Source organism: Cupriavidus campinensis, from assembly GCF_905397395.1.
Taxonomy (GTDB): domain Bacteria; phylum Pseudomonadota; class Gammaproteobacteria; order Burkholderiales; family Burkholderiaceae; genus Cupriavidus; species Cupriavidus campinensis.
The window spans coordinates 18,688-40,863 of sequence record NZ_CAJPVH010000029.1; the positions used below are offsets into that span (position 1 = coordinate 18,688).

The 22,176-nt window shown below is 68.1% G+C and carries 21 protein-coding genes; 9 read left to right on the plus strand and 12 right to left on the minus strand.

The window, feature by feature from the left end; translation table 11 throughout:
* Window positions 1-75 precede the first annotated feature (75 nt).
* A complete protein-coding gene (locus KHO18_RS16625) occupies window positions 76-1,101 on the minus strand; it encodes an aldo/keto reductase (RefSeq protein WP_144203281.1) in 1,026 nt (341 codons plus the stop codon).
* Between the two features lie 161 nt (window positions 1,102-1,262).
* Window positions 1,263-2,177 carry a LysR family transcriptional regulator gene (locus KHO18_RS16630; protein ID WP_144203279.1) on the minus strand — a complete coding sequence of 305 codons (915 nt, stop codon included), beginning with the start codon at window positions 2,175-2,177 and terminating at the stop codon, window positions 1,263-1,265.
* Between the two features lie 102 nt (window positions 2,178-2,279).
* Between KHO18_RS16630 and KHO18_RS16635 the strand changes: the two genes are divergently transcribed.
* Complete coding sequence (locus KHO18_RS16635; protein ID WP_211943577.1) at window positions 2,280-3,542, plus strand: SGNH/GDSL hydrolase family protein; 1,263 nt, start codon at window positions 2,280-2,282, stop codon at window positions 3,540-3,542.
* A gap of 53 nt (window positions 3,543-3,595) precedes the next feature.
* Here the strand turns inward: KHO18_RS16635 and argG are convergent, their stop codons facing one another.
* On the minus strand, window positions 3,596-4,921 hold the full coding sequence (gene argG, locus KHO18_RS16640; RefSeq protein ID WP_144203275.1) for an argininosuccinate synthase: 1,326 nt from the start codon (window positions 4,919-4,921) through the stop codon (window positions 3,596-3,598).
* A 285-nt stretch (window positions 4,922-5,206) separates the two neighbouring features.
* On the opposite strand from argG, the gene KHO18_RS16645 reads away from it, so the two are divergent.
* The 3 genes from KHO18_RS16645 (at window position 5,207) to KHO18_RS16655 (ending at window position 6,584) form a co-directional block, all read left to right on the plus strand.
* Window positions 5,207-5,638 carry a VOC family protein gene (locus KHO18_RS16645; protein ID WP_144203273.1) on the plus strand — a complete coding sequence of 144 codons (432 nt, stop codon included), beginning with the start codon at window positions 5,207-5,209 and terminating at the stop codon, window positions 5,636-5,638.
* Between the two features lie 63 nt (window positions 5,639-5,701).
* Window positions 5,702-5,905 (plus strand): SlyX family protein, encoded by a 204-nt coding sequence (locus tag KHO18_RS16650; protein WP_144203271.1) that lies wholly within the window; start codon window positions 5,702-5,704, stop codon window positions 5,903-5,905.
* 91 nt (window positions 5,906-5,996) lie between these two features.
* Window positions 5,997-6,584, plus strand: coding sequence for a DUF1439 domain-containing protein (locus tag KHO18_RS16655; RefSeq protein ID WP_144203269.1), 588 nt, complete (start codon window positions 5,997-5,999; stop codon window positions 6,582-6,584).
* Window positions 6,585-6,590: 6 nt separating this feature from the next.
* On the opposite strand, the gene KHO18_RS16660 is transcribed toward KHO18_RS16655, so the two are convergent.
* Together KHO18_RS16660 and KHO18_RS16665 are read right to left on the minus strand one after the other, a co-directional pair.
* The gene (locus tag KHO18_RS16660; RefSeq protein ID WP_144203267.1) at window positions 6,591-7,421 is read right to left on the minus strand and encodes an NAD-dependent protein deacetylase; all 831 of its coding nucleotides are present in this window, start codon (window positions 7,419-7,421) and stop codon (window positions 6,591-6,593) included.
* Between the two features lie 10 nt (window positions 7,422-7,431).
* The gene (locus KHO18_RS16665) at window positions 7,432-7,638 is read right to left on the minus strand and encodes an oxidoreductase-like domain-containing protein (protein ID WP_144203265.1); all 207 of its coding nucleotides are present in this window, start codon (window positions 7,636-7,638) and stop codon (window positions 7,432-7,434) included.
* 238 nt (window positions 7,639-7,876) lie between these two features.
* Here KHO18_RS16665 and KHO18_RS16670 point away from each other — a divergent pair, with 238 nt between their 5' ends.
* Together KHO18_RS16670 and KHO18_RS16675 are read left to right on the plus strand one after the other, a co-directional pair.
* On the plus strand, window positions 7,877-10,249 hold the full coding sequence (locus KHO18_RS16670; RefSeq protein WP_244844864.1) for a patatin-like phospholipase family protein: 2,373 nt from the start codon (window positions 7,877-7,879) through the stop codon (window positions 10,247-10,249).
* Window positions 10,250-10,520: 271 nt separating this feature from the next.
* Window positions 10,521-11,369: an IclR family transcriptional regulator domain-containing protein gene (locus KHO18_RS16675; RefSeq protein WP_144203263.1), complete on the plus strand. Its 849-nt coding sequence runs from the start codon at window positions 10,521-10,523 to the stop codon at window positions 11,367-11,369.
* A gap of 44 nt (window positions 11,370-11,413) precedes the next feature.
* Here KHO18_RS16675 and KHO18_RS16680 read toward each other — a convergent pair whose 3' ends face one another.
* Together KHO18_RS16680 and KHO18_RS16685 are read right to left on the minus strand one after the other, a co-directional pair.
* Window positions 11,414-12,208 (minus strand): flagellar brake protein, encoded by a 795-nt coding sequence (locus KHO18_RS16680; RefSeq protein ID WP_144203261.1) that lies wholly within the window; start codon window positions 12,206-12,208, stop codon window positions 11,414-11,416.
* Between the two features lie 193 nt (window positions 12,209-12,401).
* A complete protein-coding gene (locus tag KHO18_RS16685; RefSeq protein ID WP_211943591.1) occupies window positions 12,402-13,271 on the minus strand; it encodes a LysR substrate-binding domain-containing protein in 870 nt (289 codons plus the stop codon).
* A 131-nt stretch (window positions 13,272-13,402) separates the two neighbouring features.
* Here KHO18_RS16685 and KHO18_RS16690 point away from each other — a divergent pair, with 131 nt between their 5' ends.
* Window positions 13,403-14,029, plus strand: a complete 627-nt coding sequence (locus KHO18_RS16690) for a LysE family translocator (RefSeq protein ID WP_144203259.1) — start codon at window positions 13,403-13,405, stop codon at window positions 14,027-14,029.
* On the opposite strand, the gene thpR is transcribed toward KHO18_RS16690, so the two are convergent.
* The 3 genes from thpR to KHO18_RS16705 are packed head-to-tail and all read right to left on the minus strand — an operon-like array spanning window position 14,026 to window position 16,685.
* Entirely contained in the window at window positions 14,026-14,577 is a 552-nt protein-coding gene (gene thpR, locus KHO18_RS16695) for an RNA 2',3'-cyclic phosphodiesterase (RefSeq protein WP_211943578.1), read from the minus strand. The two genes, KHO18_RS16690 and thpR, sit on opposite strands and share 4 nt — an antisense overlap.
* A gap of 21 nt (window positions 14,578-14,598) precedes the next feature.
* The gene (locus tag KHO18_RS16700; RefSeq protein WP_211943579.1) at window positions 14,599-15,150 is read right to left on the minus strand and encodes a methylated-DNA--[protein]-cysteine S-methyltransferase; all 552 of its coding nucleotides are present in this window, start codon (window positions 15,148-15,150) and stop codon (window positions 14,599-14,601) included.
* Window positions 15,147-16,685, minus strand: a complete 1,539-nt coding sequence (locus KHO18_RS16705; RefSeq protein WP_144203253.1) for a DNA-3-methyladenine glycosylase 2 family protein — start codon at window positions 16,683-16,685, stop codon at window positions 15,147-15,149. The genes KHO18_RS16700 and KHO18_RS16705 overlap by 4 nt, the downstream gene beginning before the upstream one ends.
* 154 nt (window positions 16,686-16,839) lie before the next feature.
* Here KHO18_RS16705 and KHO18_RS16710 point away from each other — a divergent pair, with 154 nt between their 5' ends.
* Together KHO18_RS16710 and KHO18_RS16715 are read left to right on the plus strand one after the other, a co-directional pair.
* Window positions 16,840-19,722, plus strand: a complete 2,883-nt coding sequence (locus KHO18_RS16710) for a M16 family metallopeptidase (protein ID WP_211943580.1) — start codon at window positions 16,840-16,842, stop codon at window positions 19,720-19,722.
* A gap of 153 nt (window positions 19,723-19,875) precedes the next feature.
* Window positions 19,876-20,247 carry a PHA-granule associated protein 4 gene (locus KHO18_RS16715; protein WP_144203249.1) on the plus strand — a complete coding sequence of 124 codons (372 nt, stop codon included), beginning with the start codon at window positions 19,876-19,878 and terminating at the stop codon, window positions 20,245-20,247.
* 102 nt (window positions 20,248-20,349) lie between these two features.
* Here the strand turns inward: KHO18_RS16715 and KHO18_RS16720 are convergent, their stop codons facing one another.
* Together KHO18_RS16720 and KHO18_RS16725 are read right to left on the minus strand one after the other, a co-directional pair.
* Window positions 20,350-20,928 (minus strand): hypothetical protein, encoded by a 579-nt coding sequence (locus tag KHO18_RS16720; RefSeq protein ID WP_211943581.1) that lies wholly within the window; start codon window positions 20,926-20,928, stop codon window positions 20,350-20,352.
* A gap of 78 nt (window positions 20,929-21,006) precedes the next feature.
* Complete coding sequence (locus KHO18_RS16725) at window positions 21,007-22,164, minus strand: acyl-CoA dehydrogenase family protein (RefSeq protein ID WP_144203245.1); 1,158 nt, start codon at window positions 22,162-22,164, stop codon at window positions 21,007-21,009.
* Between the last annotated feature and the right edge of the window lie 12 nt (window positions 22,165-22,176).

Sequence of the window (22,176 nt, forward strand, 5' to 3'; positions counted from 1 at the left end):
GCAACAACGGCACCGCGAGCCGCCCGCGCGTCACACGCGGGCGGTGCGGGCCTTGTACTTCTTGCGCTGAGCGGCTTATGCGGATGCCACCGGACGGCCGCCGAACGGATAGTTCGGATCGGTATAGCCATGCGTGGAAGCATGGCCGCGCGGCACGAGCCCATCGACCAGTGCCTCTTCCTGCGCCGAGATCGCGACGTTCACCGCGCCGAAGTAGTCCTCGAACTGCGCCAGCGTGCGCGGCCCGGCAATGACGCTGCTGATGATCGGGTTGGCCAGCACCCAGGCCGTGGCGAACTGGCCCGGCGTGAGGCCGCGCCCTTCGGCATGCGCCTTGAGCTGCTGGGCGATGACCAGCGACTCCTCGCGGAACTCGGTCTCCATCATGCGGCGGTCGGCCCGGCCGGCGCGGCTGTCCGCGTCCGGCTTCTGGCCCGGCAGATACTTGCCGGTCAGCACGCCGCGCGCGATCGGGCTGTAGGGCACCACGCCCAGGCCGAAATGCTCACAGGCGGGCAGGATCTCCACTTCCGGCATCCGGTTCAGCAGGTTGTAGTACGGCTGGCAGGCCACCGGGCGCGGCACGCCCAGGCGGTCGCACAGGCTGGCGATCTCGGCAATGCGCCAGCCACGGAAGTTCGACACGGCCCAGTAGCGGATCTTGCCGGCGCGGATCAGGTCGCCCATGGCGCGCACCGGCTCCTCGAGGTTGGCGCCGGTGAAGTCGCGGTGCAGGTAGAGGATGTCCACATAGTCGGTAGCCAGCCGGCGCAGGCTGTCTTCCACCTCGCGCAGGATCCACGTGCGCGAATAGTTCGACTGGTTCGGACCGCTGCCCATCGGGTTGCCGAGCTTGGTGGCGAGCACCCAGTCGTGGCGGTCGGCAATCAGCAGGCGGCCCACCATCTGCTCGGAGCCGCCCTTGCTGTAGACATCGGCGGTGTCGATGAAATTGACGCCGTGGTCACGGGCGCTGGCCACGATGCGGGCGGCCTCGGCCTCGTCGGTCTGGTCCGCGAACATCATGGTGCCCAGGCACAGGGTGGAAACGTTCAGGTTGCTGGCGCCGAGGCGGCGGTACTGCATGGTGAAATCTGGCATGGCGAATTCCCAGGGTAGTCGAGGCCGAAGCAAGGGGTCTGGCGGCGTCTGCGCGACCGCCAGCGCGCATTGTGCGCCGATGTGGCGCGGCTTGCAGGCGACGCGGCGCTTGCGGCGCTTACGGGTGGCTTCGGGCGCTCTCGGGCGGCTTCGCGGTCGAGTCAGGCTTCCACGGGGTGGAATCCGGGCAACGCCGGCACGCGCTCGGCCAGGAAGGCCAGCAGCGCCCGTGTGCGCGCCGGCTGGTGGCGGCGCGACGGATAAACCAGGTAGGCGTCCTGCGCCGGGCCCTGCCAGCCGGGCAGCACCGGGGTCAGCGCGCCGGTGTCGAGCAGGTCCTGCACGAGCCAGGCCGGCGTCAGGCCAAACCCGGCGCCCGCCAGGAAGCTCTCGCGCATGGCCAGCGAATTGTTGGCGCGATAGCGGCACGGCGCGTCCACTTGGGCGACGTTGCCGTGGGCATCGGTCAGCACGATCTCATCGCCGGCGGCGAGCCAGGTGAAACGGAGCAGGTCGAGGTCGGCAAGGTCGGCCGGCTGCCGCACCGGGGCATGGCGCGCGAGGTAGTCCGGGGCGGCCACAAGGCCGCGTGGCGACACCGCGATGCGCCGCGCCACCACATTGGGCGGCAGCGACGCACCGAGCCGCAACGCCACGTCCACGCCCGCCTCCACCAGATCGACAAAACGGTCGTCGAAGATCAGTTCGACATCCACCTCCGGATACCGGGCAAGGAAATCGAGGATCAGCGCATTGAGCCGCAGCACGCCAAAGCTGACCGGCGCGCTGAGGCGCACCTTGCCCACGGGACGATCGGTCCGGCCGCGCGCATCGGCGGCGGCTTCGGCATAGGCATCGAGCACGGTCAGCGCATGGGCGTAGAAGCGACGGCCGGCCTCGGTCGGCTGCAGGTGGGTGGTACTGCGCTCGAGCAGCCGCACGCCAAGGTCCGCCTCCAGCGCCGCCACGGTCTTGCTGATGGTCGGCTGGGTGCTGTCCAGCTCACGCGCCACGGCGGAGAGGCTGCCCAGCTCTACCGCGCGCGTAAAGACGCGCATCGCCTTGAGGGTGTCCATGTCATTCTTTAATGGAATGAGTGATAGGCGATTTTGCCGCGTTCCCGCGTAAAGCGGAATGGGCGACAGTCAGGCCGTTCCAACTTTGACGAGAATTTTCTGATGCCTGCCCACTCGCTGCTTCGCATGATTGCCCTGGCGGGCTGGATCGCCGCCGCCCCCGCCGTGGCCGCCCCGCAATGGGTGCCGACCTGGGTGGCCAGCCAGCAGCCGGTCTGGCGACCCGACGAACTGCCTTTGCCTACCGGCCTGCCAGCCCGGCTCGAAGACCGCACGGTGCGGCAGGTCGCTCGCGTCAGCATCGGCGGAAGTCGGCTGCGCGTGGTGCTGTCCAACCAGTACGGCCGGGTGCCGCTCACAGTGGAGGCCGTCCGGCTCGCCCGCCATGCCGGCGGCGGCAGGATCGACCGCGCCTCCAACCACGCGGTGACCTTCGCCGGGCAACCCGCCGTCAGCATCCCGCCCGGCGCCACGGCGACCAGTGATCCGGTACCGCTGTCGTCACCGTTGCCGGCTCTGGCCGAGGTAGCGGTCAGCCTCCACCTGCCCGGACCGATGCGGATCGACACCTTTCACTGGGATGGCCGGCAGACGGCCTATATCGCCGATGGCCACCACGTTGCGGACACCGCCCTGCCCCGGGCCGAGCCTTTCCAGGCAAGGCTGCTACTGTCCGCCATCGAGGTGGAAGCCCGCCAGCCGGCGCCGGTGGTTGTGGCACTCGGCGATTCGATCACCGAAGGCAATGGCGCCACGCCCGACGCCAACCGGCGCTGGCCCGATGTGCTCGCCGCCCGGCTGGCCGGGGACGGCATCGCGGTGCTCAATGCGGGCATCTCGGGCGGGCAACTGCTGCGCGCCGGCATGGGCGAGGCGGGCCGGGCGCGCTTCGAGCGCGACGTGCTCGATGTGCCCGGCGTGCAGGCGGTGATCGTGGCGCTGGGCATCAACGACATCGGCTGGCCCGGCTCGACCTTCCTGCCGACGACCCGCCTGCCCGCCGCCGCCGACCTGATCGCCGGCTACCAGTCCCTGATCGACCGTGCGCACCGGCGCGGGGTGCGCGTGATCGGCGCGACAATCACGCCGTTCGCGGGCGCGCTGGCCGTGGAGGGATCGCCGATCCACGGCTACGCCAGCCCGCAGAAGGATGCGCTGCGCCAGCAGGTGAACTACTGGGTCCGCACCAGCGGCGCCTTCGATGCCGTGGCGGACTTCGACACCGCCCTGCGCGACCCCGCCCACCCGGACGCCCTGCACCCCGCCTTCGACAGCGGCGACCACCTCCACCCGGGCGACCGCGGCTACGCGGCGATGGCCGGTGCCATCGACCCCGCCACGCTGCTACCCGCGCGCCAGCCATGAAAAAAGCCGGCAAGGTTGCCCTTGCCGGCTCTTCAGGTGATGCCTGCCCGCGCTCAGTCTTCGAGCTTCGGCAGCGCCGCGCTGGTCTTGGTCGACAGCAGGCCGCTCTTCGCGTACGTCTGGAGCTTCTCGCGGGTGTCCACGATGTCCAGCGTGCGCATGGTCAGCTGGCCGATGCGGTCCAGCGGCGTGAACATCGATTCGCCCTTTTCCATCGTCAGCCGTTCCGGCTTGTAGGTCAGGTTCGGCGACGTGGTGTTCAGGATCGAGTAATCGTTGCCACGGCGCAGTTCGATGGTCACCTCGCCGGTCACGGCGCCCGCCACCCAGCGCTGGGCGGTTTCGCGCAGCATGATGGCCTGCGGGTCGAACCAGCGGCCCTGGTACAGCAGGCGGCCCAGGCGGCGGCCGTTGTCGCGGTACTGCTCGATGGTGTCTTCGTTGTGGATGCCGGTGATCAGGCGCTCGTAGGCGATGAACAGCAGCGCGAGGCCCGGGGCTTCGTAGATGCCGCGGCTCTTGGCCTCGATGATCCGGTTCTCGATCTGGTCGCTCATGCCCAGGCCGTGGCGGCCGCCGATGGCATTGGCTTCCATGAACAGGTCCACGCTGTTGGCAAAGGTCTTGCCGTTCAGCGCCACGGGCTGGCCTTCCTCGAAGCGCACGGTCACTTCCTCGCGCTTCACTTCCACTTCATCGCGCCAGAACTGCACGCCCATGATCGGCTGGACGATGCGGATGCCCGAGTCCAGGTGCTCGAGATCCTTGGCCTCGTGCGTGGCGCCAAGCATGTTCGAGTCCGTCGAATACGCCTTTTCGGCCGACATCTTGTAGTCATGGCCGCTCTGGCGCATGAACTCGGACATTTCGGCCCGGCCGCCCAGTTCGTCGATGAACTGCTGGTCCAGCCACGGCTTGTAGATCTGCAGGCCCGGGTTGGTCAGCAGGCCGTAGCGGTAGAAACGCTCGATGTCGTTGCCCTTGAACGTGCTGCCATCGCCCCAGATATTGACGCCATCGTCCTTCATCGCGGCCACCAGCATCGTGCCGGTCACGGCACGGCCGATCGGCGTGGTGTTGAAGTACGTCACGCCGGCCGTGGAAATGTGGAATGCACCGCACTGCAGCGCGGCGATGCCTTCGGACACCAGTTGCGCGCGGCAATCCACCAGACGGGCTTCCTCGGCGCCATACGCCTTGGCGCGGCGGGGAATATCGTCGTAGTCCGGCTCGTCGGGCTGACCCAGGTTGGCCGTGTAGGCGTAGGGAATGGCGCCCTTCTGGCGCATCCAGAGGAGCGCGGCGCTGGTGTCGAGTCCGCCCGAGAAGGCGATTCCGACGCGCTGGCCGGAAGGAATGTGCTGCAGGATGGTAGTCATCGCCAGAAATCTAGGTGAATTTGTCGGCTCTTGGGGCGCTCCCGCGTGAAACCACCACGCGGCAGCCGATGCGGCGCCCGAACTCGTAACCTTGAATTGTGACACGCCCGGGCGGTAGCGCCAAACTGCGGGGCGTGTCGTCTATGCTAGCTCGGCCGGGCCACGAAAACGTGTCCGTCTGTGACGGACACGAAAAGTAACAATGTGGACGTTGTCCATTTTATTTGCTAGTCTCTTGTGGACGGCGTACACAAATCGCCGGCCAACGCCAACCAGGAGATGTCGATGTCCAAGAAAGTCCAGTCCTATCTGTTCTTCGATGGCCGCGCAGAGGAAGCGGCCGAGTTCTACAAGACCGCGCTCGGCGCCAAGGTGGAAATGCTGCTGCGCTTCCGTGACAACCCCGAGCCGCAGGACGCCAGCCCCGGTTGCGGGCCCGGTGCCGGCCATGACGACAAGGTCATGCACATGGCGCTGCAGATCGGGGACACCACGATCATGGCGTCCGATGGCGACTGCAAGGGCCAGGCCGCCTTCCAGGGCTTTGCGCTCTCCATCACCGTGCCGGACGCGGCAACGGTCGACAAGACGATCGCCGCGCTGGGCGCAGGCGGCAACGTGGTCATGCCGGCGATGAAGACCTTCTTCTCCGAGCGCTTCGGCATGGTGGCGGACAAGTTCGGTGTGACCTGGATGGTCCTGGTGGCGGGCGAATAAGCGCCGATGGCAGGGTCCCGGCATGGCCGTGCCGTAAAATGCGCGGCCAACCGGAGACATGCCATGGAATCCCGCCTGACCGACCTCGAGATCAAGGTCGCCTTCCAGGAAGACCTGATCGAGACGCTGAACCTGGCCGTCGCGCGCCAGCAGCAGCAGCTGGACCTGCTCCAGGCCCAGTTCCGGGCGCTGTACCAGCAGGTCCGGACCAGTGCCTCGACCGCCGCCGAGAGCAATCCGCAGCATGAGATTCCGCCGCACTATTGATGCGGCGCCCGTCGTGCGGCGTACTCATCACACAGGAACGATGCCCCCCGGGCCCGGTCTGACCGGCAACGATGCCAACCAAACCGAGCCCATGGCCCGTCCCTTGATCAATCGCGTCTTCCCCACCCGGCGCGCGCTGCTGGCCACCGCCGCAGTCGCCGCGCTGGGCAGCTTCGCCCTCGCCCATGCCGCCTATAACGTCTGGACCGGCGAATACACCTTCACCAAGGCCGAGTTGCAGAGTGCCGTCGAGAAGCGCTTTCCCGCCACGCTGCGCTATGGCGAACTGGTGAGCGTGCAGCTGTCGCACCCGCGCCTGGTGCTGGACGAGGCCACCAACCGCATCACCACGCAGATGGATGCGGCCGTCAGCAACACCATCCTGCCGTCGCCGCCGGTCAACGGCACGCTGGCGCTGAACAGCGGCGTGCGCTACGACGCCACGCAGCGCGCCGTGCTGCTGGACAATCCCACGGTCCAGCAGGTCCAGGTGCAGGGCATGAGCCAGTACAACGAGCAGCTCAATGCCATTGGCGCGGTGGTGGCCCAGCAGTTGCTGAAGGACTATCCGCTCTATACGTTCAAGCCCGAGGAGTTGCGCTTCAACGGCAAGGACGTGCAGCCGGGCGCGATCACCGTGGCGGCGGACGGCATCCGCGTGAAGCTGGATCTGCGCTGATCCGACCTAACCCGCGCCGGGTTCCAGCCCCAGCGCGGCGGCAAGCCCCGCCAGCGTCGGCCCGATCGGGGCGAGCACCTTGAGCGTCAGCAACGGATCGGCACGCGTGGTGCCCAGGTTCAGGGCGGCAATCGGCAAGCCATGCTCGTGCGCCCAGACGCAGAAGCGATACCCCGAGAACACCGTCAGCGACGAGCCGATCACCAGCACGGCGTCCGCTGCATCGAGCGCCAGCCGCCCGGCCGCCACGCGCTCGCGCGGCACCGATTCGCCGAAGAACACCACATCGGGCTTGAGCAGCCCTTCGCAGCGCTCGCACACGGGCACCGCGAAGTTGTCGAACAGCGGCGATTCCAGATGGGCGTCGCCATCGGCCGCCGGCAGCGCCGACACATCGCGGAATTCGGGATTGTGCTGCCACAGCCAGCGCTGGATGTCCGCGCGCGGGTAGCGCGTGGCGCAGGACAGGCAGATGACCTGGCCAATACTGCCGTGCAGTTCGATCACCCCTTGGCTGCCGGCGCGCTGGTGCAGGCCATCCACGTTCTGCGTGACCAACCCGGTCACGCGCCCGGCATCGCCCAGCTCCGCTACCACGCGATGGCTCACATTCGGCTGCGCGCCGGCCGCCACGGGCCAGCCCACCATGCTGCGCGCCCAGTAGCGCTGGCGCGCCGCGTGGCCGCTCAGGAAGGCGGTGATGGTCATCGGCGCGGAGCGCTGCCACCGGCCCTGCTCGTCGCGGTAGCCCGGAATGCCGGAATCCGTGCTGATGCCCGCACCGGTCAACACGAACAGGCGCGGATGGCGCCGCACGAAGTCGAGAAGGTCTTCCACCGGCTGCAGGCTACGAAGTGGACGATGTGGAGGCGGATGGCGCCTCGGCGTGCGCCCCCTGGCGAGACTCCCACGCCCTCAGTTCCTGCCGGTAGCGCTCCATTTCGTCGTTGTAGTAGTCAAAGATGCACGGATCGCAGCCGCTCTGGCAGCACTCGTTGTCGCCAGGGCGCTCGGGCGGGAGCGGACGCGGATCGTCGGAAACTGGGGAAGACACGGCTCAAGACCTGAAGGAAATGTTACGGCGCCAGTATATGCCGCCTGCCAGGTTCGGGCCGGCGGCGGCAGGCGGACAGCCGCCCTCCCGGCGCCGCCCTGATCTGCATCGTTCCAATCCGATATTGAATTGTTTCGAAGGTGTTCCATCGCGCACACGGTTGCGGCGGCAGGCTGCTAGCCTTGTGGCAAGGTTGCCGCCGGCCACCTGTGAGGCGTGGATGATCGGATACGCTGCCATGCGCGTTGCGACGCGACTCCCTTTCCTGTGCAGCCTGCTCGCCGCGATGCTGGCGATGCTGGCGGTCGCGCCGGGCCCGGCCATGGCCGAGGAGCCGCCGCCGCAGGGCGGCACCCTCCGCCTGCCCTCCTACACTCCCAGCAACATCGTCCCGGCGCCGAATCCGCCGTTCCCCGCGCCCGCCCTCCTCGCCCCGGCCACGCCCGGCGGCTCGGTCGAAGGGGCCGCGGCCAAGGCCCACCCGGTGGGCCGCCCCAAGATCTGCCTGGTATTGTCCGGCGGCGGCGCGCGCGGTGCGGCCCATATCGGCGTGCTGAAGGTGCTCGAGGAACTTCGCGTGCCCGTGGACTGCATCGCCGGCACCAGCATGGGCTCGCTGGTCGGCGGTGCGTATGCCAGCGGCATGAGCATCCCGGACATGGAGGAACTGGTCGGCGGGCTGTCCACCAGCGCCATCTTCAAGGAACGGCCGCCGCGCCAGGACCTGGCCATCCGCCGCAAGCTCGATGACCACACCAACCTGTTCACGCCCGAGATTGGTGTGCGCTCGGACGGGCTGCTGCTGCCCAAGGGCGCGGTGTCCGGCGTGCAACTGGAGACGGTGCTGCGCAAGCTGGCCAACACCCCCGGCTATCGGAATTTCGATACCTTGCCGATTCCTTACCGCGCCGTGGCCACCGACCTTGTCGCCGGCACCGCCGTGGTGTTCACCGAGGGCGAGCTGGCGAACGTGATGCGCGCCAGCATGTCCGTGCCCGGCGCCGTGGCGCCCACCGAGTACCAGGGCAAGCTGCTCGTCGATGGCGGCCTGACCGACAACCTGCCCGTGGATGTGGCGCGCGCCATGGGCGCCGACATCGTCATCGCGGTCAACCTCGGCACGCCGCTGATGAAGCGCGAGGACCTGACCTCGCTGATCGGCGTGACCAGCCAGATGCTGAACATCCTGACCGAGCAGAATGTGCGCGCCTCGCTGGCGTCGCTGCGGCCCTCGGACATCCTGATCCTGCCCGAACTCGGCGAGTTCTCGGCCGGCGACTTCGACCACCTGCCCAAGACCATTCCGATTGGCGAGGAAGCCGCCCGGCGCCAGCACGCCCGGCTCGCCGAGCTGTCGATTCCGCCCGACGAATACGCCACCCTGCGCGCTGCGCAGCGCAATCTGTCACCGCCCGACCTGCGACCCGTGGACGAAATCCGCTTCGCGCCGATGGAGCGCGTGAGCCCCGCATTTGCCGCCGCGACGATGGAAACCCACCCCGGCGAGCCGATCTCGCAGGCTACGCTGGACCGCGACATGCGCCGGCTGTTCGGCACCGGCGACTTCGAGCACGTGAACTACCGCTTCCTCGAGGAACCGGGCAAGCGGGTGCTCGGCGTAGAAGCCATCGAGAAATCGTACGGGCCCAACTATCTGCGCTTCGGGCTCGGCCTCAGTTCCGACTTCCGGGGCGACGCCTACTTCAACCTGCTGGCCAGCTACCGCCGCACGTGGATCAACTCGCTCGGCGCCGAATGGCGCACGGACGCCCAGGTGGGCCAGACCTCGAGCCTGACCAGCGAGTTCTACCAGCCGCTGGATACCCGCCAGCGGTTCTTCATCGCCCCGCGCTTCGAACTCGAACGCCGCCCCGTCAACGTCTTCAGCGGCAGCCAGCGGATCGCCCAGTACGACCTGCGCCGCACGGACCTGGCGCTGGACGTGGGCACGCAGATCACCAAATATGGCGAGGGGCGCCTGGGCTTCGTGCTCGGCCACCAGAACGCGTCGCTCTCCACCGGGCCGGCGTTCCTCTCTCCGGGCAATGAAAGCACCGAGCGCCGCGCCTTCACGGCCCGGGTGCTGGTGGATCAGGTCGACAGCATCAACTTCCCGCGCTTCGGCTACGGGGCGACGATGAACGTCTACTCGTCGCAAGGCGCCCTGGGCGCCACCGACACCTATACCAAGGGCGACCTGACGGCCACCTATGCCCACTCCTTCGGCAACAACACCATCAACCTGGGGGTGCGGGCCGGCTCCAACCTGGGCGGGCCGGCACTGCCGCCGTATGCGATGTTCCAGTGGGGCGGCTTCCTGCAGCAATCCGGCTACTCCACCGGGCAGCTGATCGGCGGCAATATCCAGTTCGCGCGGTTGGTCTATTACAACAAGCTCGTGCGGCAGACCTTCCTCGAAGGGGTCTACGCCGGGTTTTCGCTGGAGGTCGGCCGCGTGGGCGCACCGCTGGTGCCGGGCAACCCCACCGGGCTGCTCAAGTCGGGGGCCGCCTTCCTCGGCCTGGACAGCCCGATCGGGCCGTTCTATCTCGCCTATGGCCGCGCGGCAGGCGGCAGCTACGCGTTCTACCTGTTCCTGGGCAAGCCCTAGGACCAATCCGACGAATTCCGGCGCAGCCGATGTGATGCCACTAGCGCAAAGTGCGCTACGGCCAACCCCCACCGAGGTGGCATGTCGGCAGGAAGTGCTGCTGCCTATACTGGCCTCGTCGTTGGGACCCCCGTCCCGGGCGACACCCCTTACCCAGTCGCCGCCCCAATCGGCGACATTTTTTTGGGCGAATCCCGGCAGGCCCCGCCGTGGGACGTTAAGATGCGCGATTATCGAACGCCCCCGCATCGCATTTCCTGCCGATTCCCCTATGGACGCCCCCGCTCCCATCAGTCTCAAGCCCGCACAGGCCGACTCCGTCCGCGCCGCCCGGCCGCCGGCCGACATCCTGTCCAGCTTTGCCGGCGATCCGAATTTCATGCTGTCGCTGGCGCGCGGCCTGACGGTGCTCGAGGCTTTCTCCGAGCGCAAGCGCCCACTCACTATCTCGCAGGTGGCACAGCGCACGCAGCTGTCGCGCGCCTCGGTGCGGCGCTGTCTCTATACGCTGGAGCAACTGGGCTACGTGAGCCAGCAGGACGGCCACTTCGCGCTGCGGCCGCGCGTGCTGCATCTGGGCCACGCCTATTTCTCCTCGACGTCGCTGGTCTCGGCGGCGCAACCCATCCTCGACAACCTCAGCACGCGCATCCACGAGACCTCGGCCCTGGCCATTCTCGACGGCACGGACATCCTTTACCTGGTGCGCTCGGAAGTGCAGCGTGTGCTGACTCATGCACTTGGAATGGGGAGCCGGCTGCCGGCCTATTGCACGTCCACAGGCCGGCTGCTGCTGGCCCACCAGCCCGAGGCGGTGCTCGAAGCCTTCTTCGAACATGCCGAGCTGCGCCCGCGCACCTTGCAGACCAAGATCTCGCGCCCGGAGCTGGAAGCGGCCTTCCGGCGCGCGCGGGAGCTGGAATATGTGCTGATCGACGAGGAACTGGAACCGGGTTTGCGGGCGATTGCCGTGCCGGTGCGGTCGCTCTCGGGCACCGTGGTGGCGGCCATCAGCGTCAGCGTGAAGGCCACCCGGGTGTCCGAGGCGGAGATGGTGGCGCGGCTGTTGACCCCCATGCGGGAGGCCGCCGCTGCCATCGGGAAGTTGATTGGGACCTGAGCGGGACCTGAGCGGTCCCGATCAGGGGGCTCAATCCCGAAAAATCAGCCCCGGTGTGCCAGTTCGAGCTGGAACACCAGCCGCTGGAGGAAGTTCTCCATGCGGCCATCCGGATTCAGGAAGGCGCAGCCGTAGTGGTGCACGGTGTTGTCGTCGAAGCCGACCAGCCAGTGGCCCACCACCTGCATGTCCAGTTCCAGCCGGCCCAGTTCGGCAAAATCCAGCACACACTTCTTGATGACCGTGCCCACCGGCAGCTGGTCAGCGCCCACCGTACGCGAGCGCAGGCCCGCGCCGGACAGCGACAGATCGGCGATATCGAGGTGCAGCGTGCGCTTGTCGGGCGTCTCCGGCAGATGGATCTGGCAGCGGTAACCCTTGGTCAGCAGCGTGCGCGCGCGGAAATGGCGGCGGCGCTGGAAGTGGTAGAGCTTGTCCGGGAAATCGGCGATGAAGGCCGGCCCGCCCTCGAAGCGCGTGGCGCCGGGCACGCCGACCACGAAGTTCACCGGCACGCCGCGCAGCAGCCCCGAGAACGCATTCTTGTCCGAAGCCATCAGCGCCTGGCGCTCCGCATCTGCGCGGCACCAGTCGAAGATAAAGGTGCGGTTGGCCGGATCCACGTGCAGGATCGACGTCACGATCTCGGAGCCCCGCGCCGAACGCACGTTCAGCAGGCACTTCTGCCAGGCCAGGTCGCGCAGCACCGTGCCGATCTGCGAGCTGTGGGTCAGGCGGTAGCGTTCATCCGACTGCGCGCCTTCCTGCTCGTCAGGTTCGCCCTCGATCTGGGACCGGTTTTGGGCCTGCTCGGACCCTCGGGAATCTTGGACACTCATGGGGAATACGCTACGTCGAAAGTGGTCACTCGCCGTCTTGCCTGGGGCGGGCAACGCTTTGTGGATCTGGCTGCGGCCAGCGCCGCATGGTAAGCGCCGCCCGGGGATGGCGCAAGGTCATGCCTTGGCCTTCGGCAAAATACGACGTAACTTTAGCAACCGACTTCCGGGGGGTAGCGGTTGCAGCGCCTTTTCAGCCGGATTCCATCTCCGTGCGTAGCCAGCCGTGCAGCGCCGCCAGCCGGGCATCCTGGGCGAACGGCGCCGGAGCAATCAGATAGTAGGACGACCCGTCCGCCACAAACCCCAGCGGCGCGGCCAGCCGGCCATCGGCCAGTTCATCGGCCGCCATCAGCCGCGACGCCATGGCCCAGCCCAGGCCCGCCGAAGCCGCCTGCAGGCTCAGGTAGAAGTGTTCATACCACTGGTCTGACCGGCCAATCTGGACGGCGGGACCGGCTTTTTCGCCCGCTTCAAACTGTTGCCAGCGCTGCCAGGCATCGGGCCGGGTGCGGGTGTGGAGGCGCGTGACCGCCGCCGGGTCAGCCGTGGCCAAATCCGGCCGGCAGACTGGCCCGACACACTCCTGCGCCAGTTCGCGCGTATGCCAGCGTGTATCGAACGGGAAATCGTTGCGGCGCAGCGCCACATCCACTCCGCTTTTCCGGAAATCTATCGGCCCGCCGGCCGCCATCAGGTGCAACGCGATGTCCGGATAGGCGGCGGCAAAGCGCGACAGCCGTGGAATCAGCCAGCGCATGGCGATGGTCGGCTCGCACGACAGCACCAGCGCGGCACGCGGCGCCGGCGCGCGGATCCGGGCGACCGCCTCGGCCAGCCCCGCCAGAGACTGCGTGGCGGCGGCGTGGAGCGTGCGGCCCGCCTCGGTCAGGAAGACGGCCCGGTTACGGCGCTCGAAGAGCGGCACACCGAGCGCCTCTTCCAGTTGGCGGATCTGACGGCTGATGGCGCCGTGGGTCAGGTGGAGTTCGTCGGCCGCGCGCACAAAGCTGCCAAGCCGTGCGGCGGCCTCGAAGAACCGGATCGCGCCCAGCCAGTGCATCGGCGGCAAATCGCTCATCTGTCAGGTTTCCTCACAGTTTTCGGCGAGTATATATCGGTTGTCTGGCCCTATCCTGTCTGGCGAGAATAGCGGCGCCATCCCACCTCTATCGAACCAGAAAACTCACTGATATGTCGCCCCTTGCCGAAGCGCTGGCCGTCGCCAGCATCACCCTCCTCGCCGTGATCAGCCCCGGGCCCGACTTCGCCATGGTCACGCGCAACAGCTACCTGTTCGGCCGCCGCACCGGGCTGCTGTGCGCGCTGGGCATCGCGCTCGGGGTGCAGGTGCACGTGTGCTACACCATGTTCGGCGTGGCGATGCTGATCGAGCACGCGCACGGCTGGCTGACGGCGGTGAAGCTGCTCGGCGCGGCCTATTTGATCTGGATCGGCATCAAGACGCTGCGCAACCGCACGCCCCTGACGGTGGATACACGCGAGGCGCCGGCGTTATCCAACTGGGCCTCGCTGCGGATGGGATTCCTGACCAATGCGCTCAATCCCAAGACCACGCTGTTCGTGGTCAGCACCTACACGCAGGTGGTGGATGCCCATACGCCGTGGGCGGTGCAACTGGGCTACGGGCTGTTCATGTCCGTGGCGCACTGGGCGTGGTTCAGCCTCGTGGCGTGGGGGTTCGGCGCGGCGCCGCTGCGCGCTGCCATGCTGCGCCGGCAGGGTTTGATCGACAAGACGCTCGGCTCGGCGCTGTGCGGGCTCGGGGTGGCGCTGGGGCTCAGCAACCTCGGGCGCTAGCGGCTACGACTAGCGACTAGCGGATAGCCGGCACGCGGCTCGTGGCGCGCGCCGTCCGGGCTCAGAAAACTCTCAAAGAGGACGAAGCGCTCGGCGGTCCACGCCGGCAGGGTCAGGTCGTGCTGCGCGGCGAGCCAGTCGCGCATCACCGCCTCCGGCAAGCCCGGACGGCAACGCGCCACGGTCAGGTGCGGATGAAAGCGACGGCGCTCGCGCGCGATGCCGATGTCGGCCAACGCAGCCTCGATGGTGTCGAACAGCGCGGTCAGGCGGTCATCGTGGGCCAGGCCGGCCCACAGCACGGCGCCCTGACCGCCCCGGAAGCGTCCGACGCCCTGAACCTGCATCGTCAACAGCGGCGCCCGGATGCCCTCCAGCGCCTTGCCGATGCGCGCGGCGCTGTCTTCGTCCTGATCGCCAAGAAAACGCAGCGTCAGGTGCAACTGCCCGGCTGGCACGGGCCGCACGCCGCGATGCACGGGCAGCGTATGCAGCAGGCCCGCCGCCACGGCGGGCGGCGTGTCGATGGCGATGAACAGCCGGGGCAAAGCGAGAAATCGGCCGACAGGTCAGCCGAACGCCAGCGCCGACTGCAACCCCTGCGCGCGCGGCGCCGGGACGTCGAGATCCACGCCCCGTACCCCCTCCAGCCGCAGCAGCGCCCGCTTGCGGTCCACGCCGCCGGCGTAGCCGGTCAGCGCGCCCGACGCGCCGAGCACGCGATGGCAAGGCACGATGACCGAAAGCGGATTGCGCCCCACGGCGCCCCCCACCGCGCGCGAGTGCGCAGGGGGCAGGCCGAGACCGGCGCCAAGCTGCCCGTAGGTCGAAGTTTCGCCAAATTCGATGTCGCGCAGCGCCTGCCAGATGCGCTGCTGAAAGGCGCTGCCGACAAAGCGGATGGGCACCGCGAAAGTCTGCAGCGTCCCATCGAAATAGGCGACCAGCTCTTGCGCCGCCTGCTCCAGCACGCGCTGGTCGGCCGCCGATGCGAGGCGCGTCGCCGGCGCGCCGGCGGGGTAATACTTCTGCCCGGAGAAGAACATGCCGGTCAGCGCGCCTTCGTCGGCCCGCAATAGCATTTCCCCGAGAGGACTGTCGATGATCTGATAGCTGGTCATGCTGCCTGCTCCTTGCTGTGATCTTCGGATCGATCTGCTGATGGATCCGCCATCGGCTCGCCGGACGCCGGGGGCGTGCCATAGCGATGCCAGAGATGAATGGCCGCGTAGGCGCGCCACGGCGCCCACTGCGCGGTGCGGTCATGCATCGCCCGCACCGTGCTTACGGCGAGCACCTTGCGCAGCGCGTAGTCGGTGGCCGGAAAGGCGTCTGGCCAGCCCAGCGCGCGCATGGCGATGTACTGCGCGGTCCAGTCGCCGATGCCATCGACCTCGCGCAGCCGGGCCACGGTCTCCTCGGGCGGCGCGAGCGGATCGAGCGCGATCTCGCCTGAGACAATTCTTAACGCCAGCGCGCGGATCGTGCGCAGCTTGCCCGGCGTCACGCCGGCCTCGCGGTACACCGCGTCGGGCAGGTCGGCCAGCGCCTGCGCGGTCGGGAACACGTGGGTCAGCGGCGGCTGGCCGGCCATGGGGGGCAGTCCCGCGAGCGCCTTCGGCGGCAGGGGCTCGCCGGCCAGCGAGACCAGCCGCGTGAGAATCCGCCGCGCCTGGATCACGGAAATCACCTGGCCGACGATCGCCCGCACGGCAATCTCGAAACCATCGAACGTGCCCGGCAGGCGCATGCCCGGCACATCGGCGGCGAGGTCGCCCAGATGGCGGTCCACCACGTCCGGCCGGCAGCCCAGGTCGCATAGCCGCCGCACCTTGCCCAGCGATTGCGGAATCGCGTGGGCCAGCGTGCCGGAGAGTGTCACGCGCAGCACGGTGCGCTTCGGCACGTGCTCCAGCCGCACCCAGCCGAGGTGGCGCTGCGCGCCCACGTCCACGGCCAGCGTGCGGAGGTAGACATCGCCTCGTACTTGTTCGATGCCATCCACAACGCGCACGCCGAGGAAGGCGAGCAGCGCGGACCACGCCAGCGGCGGGCGGTAGCCCAACTCGAACACGAGCTGGTCGGCCATGCCTTCGGCGGCGCGGCGGCGCATGGCGAGCGGGGTCAGGCCATAGCGCTGGCGCAGCACGTCGTTGAAGCGTCGCACACTGCCAAAACCCGCCGCCAGCGCCACCTGCGTGACGGGCAGCGTGGTGTCGGTCAGCAGCCGCTTGGCGAGCAGCAGCTTCTGCGTCTGGGCGTATTCGAGCACCGAGACACCGAACTGCGCATCGAACAGGCGCCGCAAGTGACGTTCCGTCACACCGATGCGCTTGGCGAGTTGCGCCACGCCGGCCTCGGCCATGAAGCCTTCGTCGATCAGCGTGGCCGCCGCCTGCGCGAGCCGCCCGGAAATATCGGCCAGCCCGTGCCCGGGCGCCAGTTCCGGCCGGCAGCGCAGGCAGGGGCGGAAGCCATGCTTCTCGGCCGAGGCGGCGGTGTCGTAGAACGTGCAGTTCTCGCGCCGGGGCGTGCGCACCGCGCAGATCGGCCGGCAATAGATGCCCGTGGACGACACGCCTACGAAAAAGCGTCCGTCGAAGCGCCGGTCGTGCGAGGCGACTGCCTTGTAGCAGGTGTCGGGATCGAGGTTCATGGGAAGCATCCTACCGCTTCCTGCGCCGGGAAATGCGCTGGAATCGGACATTCGCCTGAGACAAATGTCCCCGATTCTGAAAGTGCGGCCCCACGCGTTCCGGGACGGTGCGACGGGGCTAGAATCGCATCACTCTTCATCGTCCGAGGACGTCATGCTTCGCCGTCGTGCTGCCTTTGCCGCCTTTGTCGCGGTTGCTGTCTCGCTGGCCGCCGCCCTGCCGGCCCCGCCAGCCCTTGCCGCGCCTGCCCGCAGCGCCGCGCGTGCGCAGTCGCCTGCACCCGCCACCGTGCCGGGTGCCTCCCCCCTGATCCAGGCTACGCGCGTGGCCACCGTGGAGGGCATCACCGAATACCGGCTGCCGAACGGCCTGCGCATCCTGCTGGCGCCGGACGCCGCGCAGCCCACCACCACGGTCAACATGACCTATCTGGTGGGCAGCCGGCACGAGAACTACGGCGAAACCGGCATGGCGCACCTGCTGGAGCACATGCTGTTCAAGGGCACGCCGTCGCTGCCGGGCCGGACCATTCCCACGGAATTCGCGCGGCGCGGCATGCAGTACAACGGCACCACGTCGCAGGACCGTACCAATTACTTCCAGACCTTTGCCGCCAGCGAGGACAACCTCGACTGGGCGCTGAAGATGGAGGCGGACCGCATGGTCAACAGCTTCGTCTCGCGCACGGATCTGGACAGCGAGATGTCCGTGGTGCGCAACGAGATGGAGATCGGCGAGAACAATCCGATGCGGATGCTGCTCCAGCAGATGAACGCGGCGTCCTACCGGTGGCACAACTACAGCAAGGCGCCGATCGGCGCGCGCAGCGACGTGGAGCATGTGGGCATTGAGAACCTGCAGGCGTTCTACCGCCGCTACTACCAGCCGGACAACGCCGTGCTGGTGGTAACGGGGCAGTTTGACCCCACCACCACGCTGGCACGCATCGAACAGGCTTTCGGGCCGATTCCGCGCCCCACGCGCGTGTTGCCCTCCGAGTACACGGTGGAACCGCCGCAGGAGGGCGCGCGCGAACTGACACTGACGCGCCCCGGCGACAGCAGCATCGTCGCCGTGCAGTACCACGTGGCGCCCGGCGCCCACCCGGACACCGCCGCGCTGACCCTGCTGTCCCTGGTCCTCTCCGATACGCCCGGCGGGCGGCTGCATCGCGCGCTGGTGGACACCCACAAGGCCGCGTGGCAATCGAGCCGGTTCGAAGGCATGAAGGACCCCGGGCTGATCGTGTTCGCGGCGGGCACGAGCAAGGACCGCCCGCTCGACGCCGTGCGGGCCGCCCTGCTGGCCGAGGTGGAAGGGCTGGCGACGCGGCCAGTCACCCAGGAGGAACTCGACCGCGCGCGCCTGCGGGTGCGCAACGGCTACGAGCAGGTGCTGAACAATCCGGCGCAGTACGGCGTGCTGCTGTCCGAGGCCATCGCCAAGGGTGACTGGCGGCTGTTCCTGCTCGACCGCGACCGCGTGGAGGCCGCCACGCTGGCGGACGTGCAACGCGTGGCCGATCTTTACCTGCGGCCGACCAATCGCACCGTCGGGCAATTCCTGCCCGGCGACAAGCCGCAGCTTGCCAACGTACCGCAGGCGCCCGACGTGGCCGCGCTGGTGCGCGACTACGCAGGCCGCCCGACCGCCGCGCCGGTGCCGACGTTCGACCCGAGCCCGGCCAATATCGACGCCCACACGGTCCGCCAGACGCTGCCCAACGGCATGCAGTTGGCGCTGCTGTCCAAGCCCACGCGCGGGGAGGCCGTCAATGGCACGCTGATCCTGCGCTTTGGCAACACGCAGGCGCTGCAGGGTCAGACCTCGGTGGGATCGCTCGCGGCGGGCATGCTCGACCGTGGCGCGGGCGCGTTCGACCGCCAGCGCATTGCCGACCGCTTCGAGGCGCTCAAGGCCAGTGTGTCGATCTCGGGCAATGCCGAGCGGCTGACGGTGAGCTTCGTGACGCGCCGCCAGTACCTGCCTGACCTGATGGCGCTGCTCCGCACGGTGCTGCGCATGCCGACCTTCCCGGCCAGCGAGTTCGAGACGCTGCGCGCGAGCAGCGTCGCCGGTATCGAGAGCCAGCAACGCCAGCCCAATGCGCTCGCGCCGAACGCGCTGGGCCGCCATGGCAATCCCTACCCGCCGGACGACCCGCGCTACACCCCCACATTCGACGAAAGCGTGGCCGCGCTGCGCGCCGTCACGCCGGCGCAGATCCGCACGTTCCACGCGCGCTTCTACGGCGCCGAACACGCGCAGTTGGCGCTGGTCGGGGATTTCGACGCGGATGAGGCCGTGCGGCAGGCCACCTACCTGTTCGGCGACTGGCGGGCGCAGGTGCCGTACGAACGCGTGGACCGCCCCTTCTACGCGATTCCTGCCGCCAGCTTCACGCTGGACACGCCGGGGAAGGCCAACGCGGTCTATCTGGCCTCCCTGCCGATCGACCTCGTCAATGATTCCCCCGACTACCCGCTGCTGCTGATTGCCAGCCGGGTGCTGGGCGGCACCGGCATGCGCAGCCGGCTGGCGGACCGCCTGCGCCAGCAGGAAGGCATCAGCTACGGGGCGTCGAGTTCGATCTCGGTGGGTGCGCTGGACCGGGCCGGGCGCTTCGGCCTGTGGGCGGCCTACGCCCCCCAGAACCAGGCCCGGCTGCGCAAGGCCATCGACGAGGAAATGGCACGCTTTGCGCGTGACGGCATTTCCGACGCCGAACTGGCGGAGGCGGTCAGCGGCCTGCTCCAGCAAGGCATGATGAGCCGCACGCGCGACGGCGCGCTGGCCGGTGCGCTGGCCAACCTGCTGTTCCTGGACCGTACCATGGCCCATACCGCCGAAGTGGAGGCTCGCATTCGCGCCGCCACGCCTGCCGCCGTGAACGATGCCATTCGCCGCTACCTGACGCCAGCCGGGCTGACGCAGGCCTTCGCGGGCGACTTTGGCGCCACCACGGCGGCGACGGCGCCGGCCGGCATGCCGCCTCCGGGGGCGGCAATCGAGCCGCCAGACGCATCAAAGCCCTAGGAAGCTGGTATAAGGAAGAACGCCAATTCTGGCGAGACTGGCCCGGGGCCGGGGTTGTGGGCGGAAACGCCCGCGACTACCCCTTCCGCGTCCTTGTGACGGCCGGTCAATCACTGTATATTCGTACAGTATTCGTTGAGACAAGAGGTGTGGATGTCAATCGTGCGAGCTGGCAGCAAGTCGGAAGCGCTTCGGCTTCTGGCCTCCGAGCAGGTGCTGGCGCTTGAGCTGGATTACGAAACCGGATGGCAGGACGCCGTCGAGTTGGGCCGGCTCGGAGAAAAGCGCGGCATCAAAGTGCAATACCGCGGACAGGAAAGCATTGCTGTCCGCTCCCGCGAGGCCCTGATCGAAGGGCTCGCCAAACCTAAAGGCACGTTCCGGCAACGGAATCTCTATTGCCAGTTCGACCTCGGCACGCTTGCCGATCATGAATTGCTGGATCTGGAAGCCAAGGCGACCCGCCTGGGCGACTACATTCTCGCCGGCCATCTGCTGCGCGACGTGGACGGCGTGTGGCCGTGACGGGCAATTGACGGCCAAGCGGCCCATCGCGGCCGCACATGGCAAATGACGGCCTCGCGGGCCGTCATTTGCATTGAATCGACGTGGAAACCTGGCGGGACGCTACTGCCAGACGCGCGTCGCCCCAGCCCAGCGCGCGGCTGCGGAGGCGTGCATCACGGTGTGATCGGCTTCGGCGCCCGATGCCAGCCCCGTCTGCGCCGTGTCGATCGAGGTCCGGCACAGCACCGCCGTGACAAGCGTCTTGATATGGCCGCGCGAGCCACCGGCCAGGGCGGCGAGGTGCGCGTGCCCGTCGAGCACGATCAGGCCGTCTCCGGCCTGCGGACGCAGCTCCAGTGCGTAGAGATGATCACATTCGCATTGCATGCGGCCACCCGATACCGCCACCACGATGGCATTCGGCAGCGCCAGTCCGCTCTCGCGCACGGTATCGCGCAGGCGGTCCAGATGCGCCTGCGCGCGGTAGTCACGTGCCGAGTGCGCGGGCGCGGGACCGTTGCTCAAGGCCATGAGGTCGTCGGGCGACACCATCAGCGTGTACGCCTGCAATGCGGTGCGGTAGGTAGCCACCACGGCGCGCAGCCGGTGCACATCGGCCGATTGGGTGGCCGCCACTGACGCCGCAGCCGTTACGGACACTCCCGGTGCCATCGGCACCGTTGCCTGGAACTTGCTCATCCTGCCTCCCCCTGCTTGTCGTCGCGCGCTTCTGTCGCGGGTTGCATGGCACCCGGCCCGGAGGCCGGGCGCTGGCCATCAGTCGCGCAGCAGTTGCTTGGCGATGATCAGCTGCTGGATCTGCGTGGTGCCTTCGTACAGGCGCAGCAGGCGCACGTCGCGGTAGAAACGTTCGGCCTTGTATTCGGCAATGTAGCCGGCGCCGCCGTGGATCTGCACGGCGCGGTCCGCCACGCGACCCACCATTTCGGTACAGAACATCTTCGTGCACGAAGCCAGCATGCTGACCTCGGGGTCGCTCTTGCCGGCAGGCTTGGCGTCGTAGCGCTGCGCGCAGTCGCGCACCATCGACAGGCCCGCGTACAGCTCGGCCTGGCTGTCGGCCAGCATGCCCTGAATCAGCTGGAAGTCGCCGATGGGCTTGCCGAACTGCTTGCGCTCCTTCGCATAGGCCACGGCGTCGGTAATCAGCCGGTGCGCCATGCCGCAGGCCAGCGCGGAGATATGCAGGCGGCCACGGTCGAGCACCTTCATCGCGGTCTTGAAGCCCACGCCCGGTACGCCGCCGATGATGTTGGCCGCGGGCACGCGCACGTTTTCCAGCACCACGTCGCAGGTCTTGGTGCCGCGCTGACCCATCTTCTTGTCCGGCTTGCCGAGCGAGATCCCCGGCGTATCGGCGGGCACGATGAACGACGAGATGCCCGACGCGCCCGGGCCGCCGGTGCGCGCCATCAGCGTGAAGGCGCCGGCACGCGGCGCGTTGGTGATGAAGCGCTTGGTGCCGTTGATGACGTAGTGGTCGCCATCCAGCTCGGCGCGCGTTTGCAGCGAGGCGGCGTCGGAGCCGGCGTTCGGCTCGGTCAGCGCGAACGAGATGATCAGCTCGCCGCTGGCGATCTTCGGCAGGTATTCCTGCTTCTGCGCCTCGGTGCCGTCCATCAGGATGCCCTGCGAGCCGATGCCAACGTTGGTGCCGAACACCGAGCGGAACGCAAACGCCGTATGGCCGAGGTCATAGACCACATCGCATTCCTGCGACATCGCCAGGCCAATACCACCGTAGTTCTCGGGAATGGAGATGCCGAACAGGCCCATCTCCTTCATGTCGGAGACGATCTCGGCTGGCACTTCGTCCAGTTCTTCCAGCGTGTCTTCCGCCGGCTTCAGCCGTTCGTCGATAAAACGCTGCACCGAGGCGCGCAGCAGGGAAAACGATTCGGCGTCGAGGGCCATGGCAAATCTCCG